The sequence below is a fragment of the Methanospirillum hungatei JF-1 genome, from assembly GCF_000013445.1.
Lineage (GTDB): Archaea > Halobacteriota > Methanomicrobia > Methanomicrobiales > Methanospirillaceae > Methanospirillum > Methanospirillum hungatei.
This window is the reverse complement of sequence record NC_007796.1, coordinates 1,393,235-1,410,701: the sequence shown is the minus strand read 5'-3', so window position 1 is coordinate 1,410,701 and position 17,467 is coordinate 1,393,235. Positions and strand designations below refer to the sequence as shown.

Annotated in this window: 15 protein-coding genes; 12 read left to right on the top strand and 3 right to left on the bottom strand. The window is 41.7% G+C overall.

Translation table 11 applies throughout. The features are described from left to right. Window positions 1-3 precede the first annotated feature (3 nt). The gene (locus MHUN_RS17330) at window positions 4-594 is read left to right on the top strand and encodes a TetR/AcrR family transcriptional regulator (RefSeq protein WP_011448259.1); all 591 of its coding nucleotides are present in this window, start codon (window positions 4-6) and stop codon (window positions 592-594) included. 5 nt (window positions 595-599) lie between these two features. On the opposite strand, the gene MHUN_RS06500 is transcribed toward MHUN_RS17330, so the two are convergent. After that, on the bottom strand, window positions 600-1,445 hold the full coding sequence (locus tag MHUN_RS06500) for an MBL fold metallo-hydrolase (RefSeq protein ID WP_052288826.1): 846 nt from the start codon (window positions 1,443-1,445) through the stop codon (window positions 600-602). A gap of 38 nt (window positions 1,446-1,483) precedes the next feature. Further along, window positions 1,484-3,142, bottom strand: coding sequence for a PAS domain S-box protein (locus MHUN_RS17325; protein ID WP_011448257.1), 1,659 nt, complete (start codon window positions 3,140-3,142; stop codon window positions 1,484-1,486). A gap of 69 nt (window positions 3,143-3,211) precedes the next feature. On the opposite strand from MHUN_RS17325, the gene MHUN_RS06490 reads away from it, so the two are divergent. Beyond that, on the top strand, window positions 3,212-3,817 hold the full coding sequence (locus tag MHUN_RS06490) for a membrane protein (protein WP_011448256.1): 606 nt from the start codon (window positions 3,212-3,214) through the stop codon (window positions 3,815-3,817). A gap of 60 nt (window positions 3,818-3,877) precedes the next feature. Further along, window positions 3,878-4,798, top strand: coding sequence for a PHP domain-containing protein (locus MHUN_RS06485; RefSeq protein WP_011448255.1), 921 nt, complete (start codon window positions 3,878-3,880; stop codon window positions 4,796-4,798). On the opposite strand, the gene cls is transcribed toward MHUN_RS06485, so the two are convergent. Beyond that, window positions 4,784-6,298, bottom strand: coding sequence for a cardiolipin synthase (gene cls / locus MHUN_RS06480; RefSeq protein WP_239441580.1), 1,515 nt, complete (start codon window positions 6,296-6,298; stop codon window positions 4,784-4,786). The two genes, MHUN_RS06485 and cls, sit on opposite strands and share 15 nt — an antisense overlap. Window positions 6,299-6,392: 94 nt before the next feature. Between cls and MHUN_RS06475 the strand changes: the two genes are divergently transcribed. From MHUN_RS06475 to MHUN_RS06435, 9 genes are all read left to right on the top strand, one after another. Next, window positions 6,393-7,238 (top strand): GNAT family N-acetyltransferase, encoded by an 846-nt coding sequence (locus MHUN_RS06475; protein WP_011448253.1) that lies wholly within the window; start codon window positions 6,393-6,395, stop codon window positions 7,236-7,238. A 191-nt stretch (window positions 7,239-7,429) separates the two neighbouring features. Next, on the top strand, window positions 7,430-9,919 hold the full coding sequence (locus tag MHUN_RS06470) for a PKD domain-containing protein (RefSeq protein WP_143709387.1): 2,490 nt from the start codon (window positions 7,430-7,432) through the stop codon (window positions 9,917-9,919). Between the two features lie 112 nt (window positions 9,920-10,031). Then, complete coding sequence (locus MHUN_RS06465; protein WP_011448251.1) at window positions 10,032-10,640, top strand: hypothetical protein; 609 nt, start codon at window positions 10,032-10,034, stop codon at window positions 10,638-10,640. A gap of 175 nt (window positions 10,641-10,815) precedes the next feature. Next, window positions 10,816-11,811: a hypothetical protein gene (locus tag MHUN_RS06460; RefSeq protein WP_048067334.1), complete on the top strand. Its 996-nt coding sequence runs from the start codon at window positions 10,816-10,818 to the stop codon at window positions 11,809-11,811. Window positions 11,812-11,926: 115 nt separating this feature from the next. After that, window positions 11,927-12,946 carry a hypothetical protein gene (locus MHUN_RS06455; protein ID WP_011448249.1) on the top strand — a complete coding sequence of 340 codons (1,020 nt, stop codon included), beginning with the start codon at window positions 11,927-11,929 and terminating at the stop codon, window positions 12,944-12,946. A 119-nt stretch (window positions 12,947-13,065) separates the two neighbouring features. Continuing rightward, window positions 13,066-14,085 carry a hypothetical protein gene (locus MHUN_RS06450; protein ID WP_011448248.1) on the top strand — a complete coding sequence of 340 codons (1,020 nt, stop codon included), beginning with the start codon at window positions 13,066-13,068 and terminating at the stop codon, window positions 14,083-14,085. 99 nt (window positions 14,086-14,184) lie between these two features. Then, window positions 14,185-15,192: a hypothetical protein gene (locus tag MHUN_RS06445; protein WP_011448247.1), complete on the top strand. Its 1,008-nt coding sequence runs from the start codon at window positions 14,185-14,187 to the stop codon at window positions 15,190-15,192. A gap of 114 nt (window positions 15,193-15,306) precedes the next feature. Next, a complete protein-coding gene (locus MHUN_RS06440) occupies window positions 15,307-16,326 on the top strand; it encodes a hypothetical protein (protein ID WP_011448246.1) in 1,020 nt (339 codons plus the stop codon). A 114-nt stretch (window positions 16,327-16,440) separates the two neighbouring features. After that, window positions 16,441-17,424: a hypothetical protein gene (locus MHUN_RS06435; RefSeq protein ID WP_011448245.1), complete on the top strand. Its 984-nt coding sequence runs from the start codon at window positions 16,441-16,443 to the stop codon at window positions 17,422-17,424. Window positions 17,425-17,467: the final 43 nt, after the last annotated feature.

The window sequence follows — 17,467 nt, the reverse complement described above, 5'->3', positions numbered from 1 at the left end:
TGAATGGCTCAATACGATTCATCTGACCAGAAGAATGTCTCTGGCTCTGATAAACGAGAACGTATCCTAAAGGCTGCTCTCCATCTCTTCACAACCCAGGGGTTTCATGCAACACCGACATCACAGATAAGTAAAGAAGCACAGATATCGACCGGGACATTATTCCATTATTTTCCTGACAAAAATACGATCATTGATGAGTTATATCTCACGATAAAAAAAGAGATGGGTGATGTTGTCAGGGGCACTGATGATGCTTCCCTGCCGGTGAAAACCCTTCTTGAACGCGGATTTATCCGGTATATACACTGGGCCATTGAGAATCCAGAAAAAGCACGGTTTTTAATGCAGTTTCATCATTCACCCAACATCAGTGAGAGAGTCCAGAGCCAGGCATTTGACGAATTCAAATGGATGCATGATATCTATACCCGGGCTATCGGGGAAGGACTGCTTACCGATCACCCGGTACATTATCATCTCGTAATGACCCAGCAGATACTGAATGGCATAGTTGAACTCCTATCAATCAAAGATGATGAGGTACATACCGATGAAATTATCTCTGCAGGAATAACCAAAATATGGAAATAAACAAGCTACGGGAATCCCTTTCTTTTTCGGATTTCATGGAGATATTCATTTAGAAAATTCTCCAGCGACTCCTGATCTGATCCTTCCTGGTCTGGAATGCCGGACCAGAATGTCTCAAATGAAAATGTATCCCCGAGTATCTCCCGTGCTAGTGCCTCATATCTGAAAATGATGAGTGTATTGAGATTTGCCTGATGAACTGCTTTATATACTCCGAATGAACTCATATCAACCTCCTTCCCGGTGAGAACTGCATTGAGATAAGAGATATTCGATCTGATGAGGTCCCGGGTAATTATCCCCGAATGTGATGAGATGAAGACTTGTATAGATGATGATACAAGCGATTCAAGAGTTTTTATATATCCATCGATCCGGTCATAATCGATATAGGGTATGGGATCTTCAACCAGGTCTCCTACATAGAGGATTTCTCCCTTACGATCAAGACAGACGGATGAGTCAATGGTATGACCGGGAGCATGCATGAATTCAATATCATCATTTTCAAGACACAGCCTGGAATCAAATGTAAGATTGGGGAGGAGAATCTGCACCGGTCCTCTTGTTTTTCCCCCGTTTCGAACGAGATCGAAGGCACTCCGTTCGCTCATACGTTTCCGACAGGTTGTATGTGCTGCAATAATTGAATCCGGAAATGCACAATTACCCCAGATATGATCCCAATCAGAATGGGAGTTAAAAATGAACAGGTTGTCTGGATGATCAATTGATGCAAGAAAGCCATTTATCTCCTGAATAGAATCAGGGCCTAAATGTGTATCACAAAGAACAGTATGCTGTGTTCCTATGATGATCATGACCGAAATATCGTCATCAAATGTCAACATCCATGTCCGATCTGATACCCTAATGGAGGATAGTAAAGTCATATATAAGACTGATCCTTATTGGTAGCAGAAATTCGATAGGAACCTGCCGGGATGAGCATATCAAAGATAACTCCTGTTCCGTGTATCCCATGTTCGGTAATTGATATCCCGGTCAGGCTAAGAATCTCCCGTATCAGAAAAAGGCCTAATCCTGTATTCTTCCCAAAACCTTTTGTGAAAATTTTACTCTTGTCTTCATCTGCTATTCCTGTTCCATTGTCGGTGTATCGCAAAATGAGATCTGAATTTCTTTTTTCATATGACAAAGCAATCTGTGTCACCTTCTCTCCATGACGGATAGAATTTTCAATGAGATTATACAGGACTTTTCCAAACATAGGATCAGCATATACTTCATAGGATTCATCAGGCAGAGATACTGAAATATTGGTCAGGAACGTTTGAATTTCCTTCTTTTTCATAATTCTGTCAATCCGCTGCCACACCGGCGGATGAATCCCAAGATCCTGGTACTGGCGGGTGAATTCGATAAGTGTCTGAATATCGTCTCCGGCTTTTTCGATATTATTCAGCCAGGTAATATCTGGTTCCTTTTGTATGGAGTGTCGCAGCAGCTCACAATAAGAGATGACGGCCATAACTCTGTTTAAAATATCATGGCGGGTGACACTGTTCAGTATGAGCAATTGATTGTTCGCCTGTGTCAATGCATTTTGTCCTCGTTTTATTGCATCAATATCCTGAATAAGAAGAAGGGTATGCAGACTTTCACCATATTGAATGGTCCGGTAATGAAGCATGACAAATTTTTTTTCACCGTTAGGAAGGCTTGCTTCATACTCCCATGTATTCTGATCTTCAAACTCTCTTGGCCGTTTCTTAAGAGCAAGGTCTGTAAGAAAGTTCACTTCCAGAATTGAGAGTGAAATGAGATCCTCTTTTCTCATGTGGAAAAACTGTTCAAACCCATGATTCACATCAATTATGGTATCATTTTCCGATAGGATCATGAGCGGGTTTGGCACTTCGTGAAAAACAACAGAGAACTTCTCTTCCCTCCTGATAATCTCCTGTTCCAGAGCAACACGTTCTGAAATATCTACAAACGCAGCAAAAACTGCTTTTTCTCCCATATAATCGATTATATCTGCGGAGAGGGAGATGTAAACCCGATCTCCTGTTTCCTTAAGAAAGGTAATTTCATATCCCGACACATGGTTTTTGCTGGCAAGAATTTCATTTATCCGCTTCTGGTCATCAGGTCCGATGAACTGAAAACTAACCGGGTTTCCGATTCTCTCTGATGGATCAACAGAAAAAAGTTCGACTGCTCTTTTATTCATGACAAGGATGGTATTATCATCTAATTTTGTAATAGTGATTGGAAATGGAGCATTTTCAATCAGCAGCCGGTAATTTTCTGCCCCTTTGTGAATCTCAAGTATTGCTGAGGCGAGTTGATTCTTCTGTCTAATCTGATAATACCTGATAAGAAAGGCACTATCAATAATTGCCAGAACAAGGAGAAAGGTCGTTGAAGTAAAGGCAAACCGGGTAGGTGAATCATGAATCAGAGTGGCTGACCATTGCACTGCCAGCCACCAGTAGGGAAGCAGAATGAGAGCAGACAGGATGGATATGAAAAATGCGCCATATAATGGATTGTTTTCCCATTTTTCTGGTATCACCTGCATTAATATTGCTCTCCTGAGTATGAATAGCCGGTAATTGTTTATATTCGCTTCTTACATAATTACTATTCTGTGAAACCAGCAGTACGGCTCTATCCTGTCGATTCATTCACCCGTCCCCCTTTTATTATTTACCTATCTCTCTTTTTCCTGCTTGTCTGTATCAACTCACTCGGAGCCAAATATTTTGTCTTTTCATATCCGATAGTGACCGGAGTCTCATCATTTTACCTGATTGTCGCTTTCATGATAGTTTTTGCCCTCTGGTTTGGAATATGGGGTGTTCTGGCTGCATATACCGGTTGTGTTATTGGTGCAGGAGTCCTAAGTGGTCTTCCGGTTGATGTCTCCTTATACTGGTCTTTTGCTGATTTATGGCAGGCACTCATCCCATATGTGGCATTCCGATACTTTCATGCAGATCCGGCTCTTTCAACCAGGCGTGATCTTATGATTTTCTTCATTTTTGGAGTCATGATAAACAATATTGCCGGGGCGGTCTGGGGTTCGTATACGCTTGCATATGGGGGCATAATTGAGATCAATCAGATTATGATGACTATGATTGGGTGGTTTTTAGTGAATCTGGCTGTTTGTAGTATTCTGTCTCCGATTATTCTGATTTTCGTGACTCCATGGATAAAAACCCAGGAACTCTATATGGGGGAATATGTGTAATAATAAAGGTAATAAAACAGCTGAATTTCAGGTATTCAGATCTATCAAGGGTATTTCATCATGAACAATTATGTACAGGGGGATGTAATCCGGTGTTGTACACCTGACATCTCTCACCTGATTTCAGAGGGCTATTACCCGGTTGACATGCACCTGCATACGAATCATTCTGATGGAATGACGAAGATATCTGACCTTCTCACGTATGCTAAAAAAAGGAACATTGGAGTTGCAATCACCGATCATAATGAGATCAGCGGGTCTCTTGATGCACTATCCCACTCGTCTGATGTCCTGGTAATTCCTGGCATTGAGCTTGAAACTGAGGAGGGCCCCCATCTGCTTTTTTATTTTTATTCTTCCGGTGATATGGAGGATTTCTTTAAGATTTTCTCTCAAAAAAGGGTGGAATACAGTCCGGGTCTTCTCCAAAATCTGCCGGTCATGGAATGTCTGCATCTTGCTGAACCATTTGACTGCCTGAGGATTGCTGCTCATCCGTACGGCTATTATGGCATAAATCGTGGGGTTCTCAAATGCGTGGAGAAAAAAATGATTCCCAGTGTTTTAAGTCATATTGATGGCATTGAGGTGATATGTGGGGGCATGATAAGAAGTCTGAACCAGAAAGCGATAACCTATGCCCAAAACCATATCATTCCCTTTACCGGCGGGTCTGATGCTCACATCCTTTCAGATGTTGGTAATGTGGTTACCGCTGTACAAGCTGACTCAACCGATGAGTTCCTGGACGGCATACGAAAAAGAAAGAACATAGTTATCGGGAAACCGGGTAGTTACCTTGCAAAAGGAGCGACGGCCGGTGTTATTGCCTGGAGCTTTGTCCCCTATTCAGCCACACGGCTTCTTGCACATTATTCTGTGCATAAAAGAAGAATGTCTCACCGAATATCTTCATGCAGAGGTAGATTTTGCGAAAATCTCTCTGGTGAAAAAGAGGAAAAATCAGAGGAGCGGTGAGAAGAGTCGTGATATCGATAGTTTTAATTTTATCTTTTTTGGCATGTTTGCAAACCGTTCCGCTGTGAGTTCTGAACAGACATTGAGATCTGCCAAAAAGTATTCTTTTAATTCCCGTGCAATTTTATGATCATACATGATGGCATTTGTTTCAAAGTTCAGTCTGAAACTTCTAACATCCCAGTTTGCACTTCCTACCGATGCAGCAGCCTCATCAACAACTATCGTTTTTGCATGAATAAACCCGGTATCATAGGTATATGCCCTGACTCCTGCATCCAGAAGTTGTTCAATGTAAGAATACCCTGCCCAGTATACGAACATATGATCAGGCTTTGCCGGCATCATGATCCTGACATCAATTCCTGAAAGAGCCGCCATCCGAAGAGCATCCATAATACTCTCATCCGGTATGAAATAGGGTGTCTGAATGTACACCGATTCTGATGCCAGGGTAATCAGTTTCAGATATGATTCTTTGATCGGGTTCCAATAGGTGTCCGGCCCACCTGATACGATCTGTACTGGAAGCCATGCATCTTCCATTGCTCCCTCATCCGGGAAATATCGTGCAGCATATTCCACCTTATCCTCTTTCGCTGCATAATTCCAGTCAAGGAAGAACCGTATCTGCATGGCAAGAACTGCATGACCGGTAACCTGAACTGCTGTGTCCCGCCAGGGTGCCCATTCCGGGACTCTGCTCAGATAATCATCACCGATATTAAATCCCCCAATGAATCCTACTTTTCCATCAATAATTGCTATCTTTCGGTGATTCCGGTAGTTCAGACGTGGATGAGAGATGTTCATCAGTGATGGAAAGAAGAACGCCAGTTTTCCTCCTGCATTCAGATATGGTTCATAGAATGATTTCCGAGGCCCTGCTGACCCAAGTCCGTCTCCAAGGAACCTGACGGTAACTCCTGCCCTGGCCCGTTCGGTAAGTGCAGCAAAGACTTCATTTCCGATTCCATCATCCTTCAGGATGTAATACTCCATGTGGATGTGATCTTTGGCACCCTGTATAGCCTCAATAAGTGCTTTGAATTTTTCATTCCCATCAACAAAAACCCTCACATTATTGCTTGTTGTTACCGGTGCCTTATTGCTCTCCATGAGCATCAACATCATTCGCTTATATGAATCAGAAATGGGATGTGTAGCTGGGACTGAATGTACAAACAGCTCTTTTTTTTGTGACTCGATAATTTGAGTCAATTCATCATCATCTTCTTTCTTCACATGAAACATCCGATCCCGGTAAAAACTCTGTCCTATGAAGAGATAAAGCACAAATCCGATGACAGGGAGAAGCAGAAGGGCCATCAGCCATGCAATTGTGGTTGTGGGGTTTTTCCGCTCAATAAATACGACGGTAATAGCAAAAATGATGTTAATTATGAATATTATTGGCACAAGGAAGTTATGAATAACGAGGATCAGGTCATGTATCATGCTTGTCACATCCTGGTACTGGTGCATTGAACCTGCCAGCATAGAATAGTATTCTTGGGAGTTGAAGAGGATGGGCAGATCAAATTGAATCCACCGGTTTTAATACCTATTTCATCATTGTTATCCGTATATAATTATGAGAGTTTCATATGTGATCAGGAATTTACGAGAAGATGAGGTGAATATTCCCATCGAATGGGCACGGGAAGAGGGTTGGAACCCTGGTCTTCATGATGGAGCATGTCACTACCAGGTGGATCCCTCCGGCTGGTTCTGTGCAGATTATGATGGTGAAGTTATCGGGGTCGGGGTAGCGACAAATTATGATGAAACTTTCTGTTTTGGTGGGTTTTACATTGTAAAGGATAACTGCCGGCATCATGGAATCGGATGGGATATTTGTTCCGCCATTTTCGCTCATGCAGGAGATAGAAATTTCGGTGTCGACGGGGTGTATGAGATGCAGGATAAGTATACTGAGAAGATGGGTCTTCGGTTTGCGTACCGGAATATCAGATGGCAGGGGGTTGCAGCTGGGATAGAGCAACCCGACCTTATATCTTCACAGGATGTTCCCTTTGAAGAGCTACTGGCATATGACACTGCTCATTTTCCGGTAGAGAGAAGAGTATTTCTTGAAAAATGGATTCATCAGCCAGAAGCAACCGCTCTTGTAAAACTGGATAAAGATGAGAAAATATCCGGGTACGGAGTGATTCGAAAGTGTTATGAGGGGTACAAAATTGGCCCCATTTTCGCAGATACTCCGGATATTGCCAATGAGATATTTGAAGGGCTTACTGCACCTATTCCTGGGGAGGTAATATTTTACGATACTCCTGAACCGAATACTGCAGCGGTCCGCATGGCACAAGAAAGATCAATGGTGGAGGTATTCGGGACAGCCCGGATGTATACGAAAATGGCTCCTGCTTTACCTCTCAATGAAATTTTTGGTGTCACTACCTTTGAGTTGGGATAATTTTTTTAATTTTTCCTCTGCCATAATATATTAATCCTGACATTCTATCATTAATATAAAATCGAGAGATTCATATTCTTACATTTCCTATCATCTCGGCTCATTAAATGAAAGTGAATCGTAGATGTCTTCAGCTATTTATAATTCTGATTGTTTTATGGCTTTCTTTCATCAATTCGGTTACTGCGGAGATGGTTATTACTTCCTTCAGCCCGGAGTCCGCGATAAATACTGGTCAGGTTATAATTACCCTTCATGGAACCGGATTTCAATCAGAGCAGATCTCAAATATACTGCTGGATCAATCGGTAACAAAGCGCTATACCTGCTCGAAGATAGTGGTGAGATCAGACACAGAACTTGCTGTTACCTTTTCATTAATTTCTATAGAACCCGGCCCATATACAATTGTCATCAAAACCACGAAACCTGCAAGTTATGCGTCTCAAATGCAGTTTAAAGTTTTATTTGCAACCTCCCCTCATGTTGTTAGTATATCTCCGGGTATAGGTCATCTGGGGGAAGGACCGTTTTCTTGTATGATAACAGGAAGCGGATTCATGTCCGGATGTACGGTAGAGATGGAAAGCAAGGGAGGTGAAATTTTCCCTGCGACTGTAAGCTCTGTTCTATTGAATTCAATTCAGTGTTCTTTTACCGGACGGTTGGACGGTGGGGACCGATACCTGGTACGAGTCAGGAATACTGATGACCAGATATCCCAAGAAGAGGTGTATTTTGTTGTGTATGGTCCTCCTCCGATGGTTACCGGGATTAACCCAAATATTGGAAGAATTGGCGATGGTGCTTTGGATATTTCGGTAACCGGTTCCGGTTTCACTGATGGGTGTCGTATTCATCTTCGTGATCTTGTGAGTGGTTCGTCGATCACCAACTATAGTTCTACAGTTGTGTCTGATGAAGGTCAGGTGGTTACTGGTTTATTTGATTTAACCGGAGCCGGTGCTGGTTCGTATGGTGTGTATGTTGAGAACCCTGATGGTCAGGAGAGTGTTGATGAAATTACATTCACGGTGAAACACGCCGCTCCTACAGCAGTTTCAGTCAATCCTCTTTTTGGTCTGATTGGTGATTCAAGTCTTTCTTTGTCTGTAACCGGTTCCGGTTTCACCGATGGGTGTCGTATTCATCTTCGTGATCTGGTGAGTGGTTCGTCGATCACCAACTATAGTTCTACAGTTGTGTCTGATGAAGGTCAGGTGGTTAATGGTTTATTTGATTTAACCGGAGTCAGTGCAGGTTCGTATGGTGTGTATGTTGAGAACCCTGATGGTCAGGAGAGTGATGATGAAATTACATTCACGGTGAAACACGCTGCTCCTACGGCAGTTTCAGTCAATCCCCCTTTTGGTCTGATTGGTGATTCAAGTCTTTCTTTGTCTGTAACTGGTTCCGGTTTCACCGATGGGTGTTCTATTCATCTTCGTGATCTGGTGAGTGGTTCTTCGATCACCAATTTGAGTTCTACAGTTGTGTCTGATGAAGGTCAGGTGGTTACTGGTTTATTTGATTTAACCGGAGCCGGTGCTGGTTCGTATGGTGTGTATGTTGAGAACCCTGATGGTCAGGAGAGTGTTGATGATGTAATCTTCACCGTCAGACTTCCTGTTCCTGTAGTTTATTCGGTTCATCCCTCTTCTGGGATAGCAGGTGACTCGAGTCTGTCGTTGTCTGTAACCGGTTCCGGCTTTACCGATGGGTGTAGCATTCATATTACGGACATATCACATACCATTACCTTGGTAAATATCAGTCCCACAATCACAGTTGCGGACGGGACGTGTGTTCAGGGTTCTTTTGACCTGTCCCATGTACCGGTTGGTTCATATCTGGTTCATGTTGTCAATCCTGATAACCAGGTGTCAGATGAGAAAATTATCTTTCAGATATGCGAACCATCAAAGCAAAAACATGATATTCATATAACAGCGGGCCAGGGTGGTTCCACAATCCCGAATGGTCTCATTCAGGTACCTGTTCATTCTGATCTCAGGATTCATATTCAACAGGATTCTGGATACAGAATTCAAAATGTCTATCTTGATACCACACTTCAGGGACCTCTGAACGAATTATTATTAACTGATATTATTACCAATCACAGCGTATTTGTAGATTTTTCTAAAAATGATCCTCATCCAACACCATTTCCAACCGTCATTCCAACCCCTCTTCCTACGAAAGAGCCGGAATTCTGCAATTTGTATGTAACCGCTGAATATGGTGGGATAATTATGCCGAATGGAACAATACGGGTGAAACGAGGATCAGATGTTCCATTCGAATTCGTGTCGCATAAGGATTTCACACCTTCATATCTTCAGGTTGATAATGATACAATTCCGGTGAATATTTCCTGGACCCTTCAGTCAGTGCAATCAGATCATACTATCAGGCTCATATCAGACCGAAAAATCTCCCCGTATTGGGCTGAATTCAATGTGAGTAGTGTAACAGAAAATGGCACACGGGAGATCATGTTTACATCAGATTATTATCCGGATTCTTTGTGGGAATCCTGGAGTTATGGCGATGGATCAATTACTTACGGTAGACCAATGAATCATTCGTATACATCTCCTGGTACTTATTTGGTATCTCACCAGATCATGTTCAGAAATAGTACTTCCAGTAAAAAACTGGATTTGATTGTTGAATGATTTAAATTCTCTTCAATATTGCAAGATGGCGATGCAGGGTTGGTATAAAATCATACCCTCTCAAATTATGAAAACCCACTGAGAAGAAATATCAAGAAATTATCCTGTTAAAATGAAACTAATACGGCTTAAAATGCGATATGATGAAGCAGATTCATCCTCTCATGGAAATATTCTCCTGGTTGCAATTGTAATTATTGCCGGGGTTCTGCTTCTTGCGTACCTTTTGGGATTCTTAAACTTTTTTCCGGGTGATGACTCACTGGCACCTCCAATTATTCAAATCATTGGAGTAAACCATGGGACAAAATTTGAAAGTCAGGTAACCATACGTTCATTCGGGAAGGAAGATCTTGAAAATGATAAACTCCGGGCAAAAATATTTGTCAATGATGAGGAGTTGCTTGCATGCATTTATTCCCTTAACGGCCATAATTTTATTCCCTCTCACCATTATGGTGTCAAATACATAGGTGGCTCCGGGTGCAAGGGATTATATTTCTCATATAAAGAGAGTATCGTAATCGATCTGAAAAACGGGTACATCAAACCTGGAGATGAAGTTGTCCTGTATATTTATCAGAAATATGACGGAGATATATCCTGCCCAATACCTGCAAATATGCTGAACCGAAAATATATGGAAAAGTATTTGGATGAATTTGTTTTCAAAGGGATGGAGGGGTATCGGCTATATTCTGAACATCGTTATAAAGCCTGATACATGATGAAAGAATGTTTTCGGATATAATATATAATCTGGTAAAATTGGGATATAATCTCTCCCTTTCTTCTCATTTAGTGTGAGTATTTATCTCAATTACTTTAATATTTATTCTTGTATAAATCCTCACGATCCCATAAATTTCAAATGTCCCCTGAACATACTCATTCGGGTGAGTCAAGATAATTCCCGTGCTGCAATAGATGAGACTGCCAAGTTCTTATTTGATGCATCAGATCATGCAATAATCGATTTTATCAGCAGGATTTTTTCGATTCACATAGACAAAGCAACTGCAGAAATCACCCGTGTCTCTTCAGAATACATATCCCACCCTGGCTTTTCCCGCCATCTCCCCGACATCGTCCTTGCCGTGCATGACAAAACCGATCCTAAGCCCCTCTTTCACATCGAAATCCAGACTGAACATGACGGGATGATGGATCTCCGAATGGTGAAATACGGATACCTCATCGGTGCGTCACGGTCACAGATGGATGAAAATGATACCCGAATTATCTCAATCCCACATCAGGTTGTGATATACCTTGAGGAGCATAGGAGGATACGTGATGAACTGAAAGTAAAGATCATTTTCCCTGATGAATCTGAAGTAGGTTATATTGTTCCGGTTTTCAGGTTGTATGCATACTCAGCATATGAACTTAGCGAAATGGATCTCTATCTGGTAATTCCGCTGATACTTGTGAAGTACAGAAAGAGGTTTGATATAATCTGCAGACGGAAAAACCTGAACCAGGAAGAGTTTGATGCACTTGTTCAGGATGTATTGCAGGACATTGAACAGATCACCACAATTACAGGAACGTATGAAGAAAATGGTGTAATGGATGAGAAAACAAAGGATATTATTCTCTCAGCGACAATTGAGTTATATACACAGTTGCATCAGAAATATATCCGTGATAGGAAGAGTAAGGAGAGGGTAGAGAATATGATAGAGAGCGTCACACAGAAGATCAGTAAAAAATGGCATATGATCGGGATTAAGGAGGGGAGACAAGAAGGAAAACGTGAAGGTATTGCCGAAGGTGTTAAGATTGTAGCAAAAAATCTGTTAATGATCGGAACTGCTGATGAAGTAATTCTGAAAGCCACAGGCCTTACACCAGATGAGCTCGATACTATCAAACGGGAAGCGTTGTAAATTAAAGTTCTGTTCCTTTTTTTATCACAATTCCTTCATTTTTTGATAATTCATTCCGGCGTAATTTCACCACCATTTCACAAATTTCAAATGCCCCCTGAACAGACTCATTCGGGTGAGTAAAGATAACTCCCGTGCTGCAATAGATGAGACTGCCAAGTTCTTATTTGATGCACCAGATCATGCAATAATCGATTTTATCAGCAGGATTTTTTCGATTCACATAGACAAAGCAACTGCAGAAATCATCCGTGTCTCTTCAGAATACATATCCCACCCTGGTTTTTCCCGCCATCTCCCCGACATCGTCCTTTCCGTGCATGACAAAACCGGTCCTGATCCCCTCTTTCATATCGAAATCCAGACTGAACATGACGGGATGATGGATCTCCGAATGGTGAAATACGGATACCTCATCGGTGCGTCACGGTCACAGATGGATGAGGATGATACCCGGATTATCTCAATCCCACATCAGGTTGTGATATACCTTGAGGAGCATAAGCGGATACGTGATGAACTGAAAGTAAAGATCATTTTCCCTGATGAATCTGATGTAGATTATATTGTTCCGGTTTTCAGGTTGTATGCATACTCAGCATATGAACTTAGCGAAATGGATCTCTATCTGGTAATTCCGCTGATACTTGTGAAGTACAGAAAGAGGTTTGATATAATCTGCAGACGGAAAAACCTGAATCAGGAAGAGTTTGATGCACTTGTTCAGGATGTATTGCAGGACATTGAACAGATCACCACAATTACAGGAACGTATGAAGAAAATGGTGTAATGGATGAGAAAACAAAGGATATTATTCTCTCAGCGACAATTGAGTTATATACACAGTTGCATCAGAAATATATCCGTGATAGGAAGAGTAAGGAGAGGGTGGAGAATATGATAGAAAGCGTCACACAGAAGATCAGTAAAAAATGGCATATGATCGGGATTGAGGAGGGCATTCAGAAAGGAATCGAGAAAGGAATCGAGAAAGGTAAAGAAGAAGGCATTGCTGAAGGTGTTAAGATCGTAGCAAAAAATCTGTTAATGATCGGAACCGCTGATGAAGTAATTCTGAAAGCCACAGGCCTTACTCCAGATGAGCTTGATACTATCAAACGGGAAGCGTTGTAAATTAGACCTCCTACCCGGGTTTTTCCCATCACAATTCCTTCATTTATTGATGATTCATTCCGGCGTAATTTCGCCACCATTTTACAAATTTCAAATGCCCCCTGAACAGACTCATTCGGGTGAGTAAAGATAACTCCCGTGCTGCAATAGATGAGACTGCCAAGTTCTTATTTGATGCACCAGATCATGCAATAATCGATTTTATCAGCCGGATTTTTTCGATTCACATAGACAAAGCAACTGCAGAAATCACCCGTGCCTCTTCAGAATACATATCCCACCCTGGCTTTTCCCGCCATCTCCCCGACATCGTCCTTTCCGTGCATGACAAAACCGGTCCTGAGCCCCTCTTTCACATCGAAATCCAGACTGAACATGACGGGATGATGGACCTTCGAATGGTGAAATACGGATACCTCATCGGTGCGTCACGGTCACAGATGGATGAAAATGATACCCGGATTATCTCAATCCCACATCAGGTTGTGATATACCTTGAGGAGCATAAGCGGATACGTGATGAACTGAAAGTAAAGATCATTTTTCCCGATGAATCTGAAGTAGATTATAATATTCCGGTTTTCAGGTTGTATGCATACTCAGCATATGAACTTAGCGAAATGGATCTCTATCTGGTAATTCCGCTGATACTTGTGAAGTACAGAAAGAGGTTTGATATAATCTGCAGACGGAAAAACCTGAACCAGGAAGAGTTTGATGCACTTGTTCAGGATGTATTGCAGGACATTGAACAGATCACAACAATTACAGGAACTTATGAAGAAAAAGGTGTAATGGATGAGAAAACAAAGGATATTATTCTCTCAGCGACAATTGAGTTATATACACAGCTGCATCAGAAATATATACGTGATAGGAAGAGTAAGGAGAGGGTAGAGAATATGATAGAAAGCGTCACACAGAAGATCAGTAAAAAATGGCATATGATCGGGATTGAGGAGGGAAGGCAGGAAGGAAGACAAGAAGGAAGACAAGAAGGAAAACGTGAAGGTATTGCCGAAGGTGTTAAGATCGTAGCAAAAAATCTGTTAATGATCGGAACTGCTGATGAAGTAATTCTGAAAGCCACAGGCCTTACTCCAGATGAGCTCGATACTATCAAACGGGAAGCGTTGTAAATTAGACCTCCTACCCGGGTTTTTCCATCATAATTCATTCCGGCGTAATTTCACCACCATTTCACAAATTTCAAATGCCCCCTGAACAGACTCATTCGGGTGAGTAAAGATAACTCCCGTGCTGCAATAGATGAGACTGCCAAGTTCTTATTTGATGCACCAGATCATGCAATAATCGATTTTATCAGCAGGATTTTTTCGATTCACATAGACAAAGCAACTGCAGAAATCACCCGTGCCTCTTCAGAATACATATCCCACCCTGGCTTTTCCCGCCATCTCCCCGACATCGTCCTTTCCGTGCATGACAAAACCGGTCCTGAGCCCCTCTTTCACATCGAAATCCAGACTGAACATGACGGGATGATGGATCTTCGAATGGTGAAATACGGATACCTCATCGGTGCGTCACGGTCACAAATGGATGAAAATGATACTCGGATTATCTCAATCCCACATCAGGTTGTGATATACCTTGAGGAGCATAAGCGGATACGTGATGAACTGAAAGTAAAGATCATTTTTCCCGATGAATCTGAAGTAGATTATATTGTTCCGGTTTTCAGGTTGTATGCATACTCAGCATATGAACTTAGCGAAATGGATCTCTATCTGGTAATTCCGCTGATACTTGTGAAGTACAGAAAGAGGTTTGATATAATCTGCAGACGGAAAAACCTGAACCAGGAAGAGTTTGATGCACTTGTTCAGGATGTATTGCAGGACATTGAACAGATCACCACAATTACCGGTAACTTTGAAGAAAAAGGTGTAATGGATGAGAAAACAAAGGATATTATTCTATCAGCGACAATTGAGTTATATACACAGTTGCATCAGAAATATATCCGTGATAGGAAGAGTAAGGAGAGGGTGGAGAATATGATAGAAAGCGTCACACAGAAGATCAGTAAAAAATGGCATATGATCGGGATTGAGGAGGGCATTCAGAAAGGAATCGAGAAAGGTAAAGAAGAAGGCATTGCTGAAGGTGTTAAGATCGTAGCAAAAAATCTGTTAATGATCGGAACCGCAGATGAAGTAATTCTGAAAGCCACAGGCCTTACTCCAGATGAGCTTGATACTATCAAACGGGAAGCGTTGTAAATTAAAGTTATGTTCCTTTTTTTTCACAATTCCTTCATTTATTGATGATTCATTCCGGCGTAATTTCGCCACCATTTTACAAATTTCAAATGCCCCCTGAACAGACTCATTCGGGTGAGTAAAGATAACTCCCGTGCTGCAATAGATGAGACTGCCAAGTTCTTATTTAATGCACCAGATCATGCAATAATCGATTTTATCAGCCGGATTTTTTCGATTCACATAGACAAAGCAACTGCAGAAATCACCCGTGCCTCTTCAGAATACATATCCCACCCTGGCTTTTCCCGCCATCTCCCCGACATCGTCCTTGCCGTGCATGACAAAACCGTTCCTGATCCCCTCTTTCACATCGAAATCCAGACTGAACATGACGGGATGATGGATCTTCGAATGGTGAAATACGGATACCTCATCGGTGCGTCACGGTCACAGATGGATGAGGATGATACCCGGATTATCTCAATCCCACATCAGGTTGTGATATACCTTGAGGAGCATAGGAGGATACGTGATGAACTGAAAGTAAAGATCATTTTTCCCGATGAATCTGAAGTAGATTATATTGTTCCGGTTTTCAGGTTGTATGCATACTCAGCATATGAACTTAGCGAAATGGATCTCTATCTGGTAATTCCGCTGATACTTGTGAAGTACAGAAAGAGGTTTGATATAATCTGCAGACGGAAAAACCTGAACCAGGAAGAGTTTGATGCACTTGTTCAGGATGTATTGCAGGACATTGAACAGATCACCACAATTACAGGAAGGTATGAAGAAAAAGGTGTAATGGATGAGAAAACAAAGGATATTATTCTCTCAGCGACAATTGAGTTATATACACAGTTGCATCAGAAATATATCCGTGATAGGAAGAGTAAGGAGAGGGTGGAGAATATGATAGAAAGCGTCACACAGAAGATTAGTAAAAAATGGCATATGATCGGGATTGAGGAGGGAAGGCAGGAAGGAAGACAAGAAGGAAGACAAGAAGGAAAACGTGAAGGTATTGCCGAAGGTGTTAAGATCGTAGCAAAAAATCTGTTAATGATCGGAACCTCAGATGAAGTAATTCTGAAAGCCACAGGCCTTACTCCAGATGAGCTCGATACTATCAAACGGGAAGCGTTGTAAATTAAAATTCTGTTCCCTTTCCATTATAATTCCTTCATTTATTGATGATTCATTCCGGCATAATTTCGCCACTATTTCACAAATTTCAAATGCCCCCTGAACATACTCATTCGGGTGAGTCAAGATAACTCCCGTGCTGCAATAGATGAGACTGCCAAATTCTTATTTGATGCACCAGATCATGCAATAATCGATTTTATCAGCAGGATTTTTTCGATTCACATAGACAAAGCAACTGCAGAAATCACCCGTGTCTCTTCAGAATACATCTCTCACCCTGGCTTTTCCCGCCATCTCCCCGACATCGTCCTTGCCGTGCATGACAAAACCGGTCCTGATCCCCTCTTTCACATCGAAATCCAGACTGAACATGACGGGATGATGGATCTCCGAATGGTGAAATACGGATACCTCATCGGTGCGTCACGGTCAGAGATGGATGATAATGATACCCGGATTATCTCAATCCCACATCAGGTTGTGATATACCTTGAGGAGCATAAGCGGATACGTGATGAACTGAAAGTAAAGATCATTTTCCCTGATGAATCTGAAGTAGATTATATTGTTCCGGTTTTCAGGTTGTATGCATACTCAGCATATGAACTTAGCGAAATGGATCTCTATCTGGTAATTCCGCTGGTTCTGGTAAAGTACAGAAAGAGGTTTGATATAATCTGCAGACGGAAAAACCTGAACCAGGAAGAGTTTGATGCACTTGTTCAGGATGTATTGCAGGACATTGAACAGATCACAACAATTACAGGAACGTATGAAGAAAATGGTGTAATGGATGAGAAAACAAAGGATATTATTCTCTCAGCGACAATTGAGTTATATACACAGCTGCATCAGAAATATATCCGTGATAGTAAGAGTAAGGAGAGGGTAGAGAATATGATAGAGAGCGTCACACAGAAGATCAGTAAAAAATGGCATATGATCGGGATTAAAGAAGGAAAACGTGAAGGTATTGCCGAAGGTGTTAAGATCGTAGCAAAAAATCTGTTAATGATCGGAACTGCTGATGAAGTAATTCTGAAAGCCACAGGCCTTACTCCAGATGAGCTCGATACTATCAAACGGGAAGCGTTGTAAATTAAAGTTCTGTTCCCTTTCCATCATAATTCCTTCATTTATT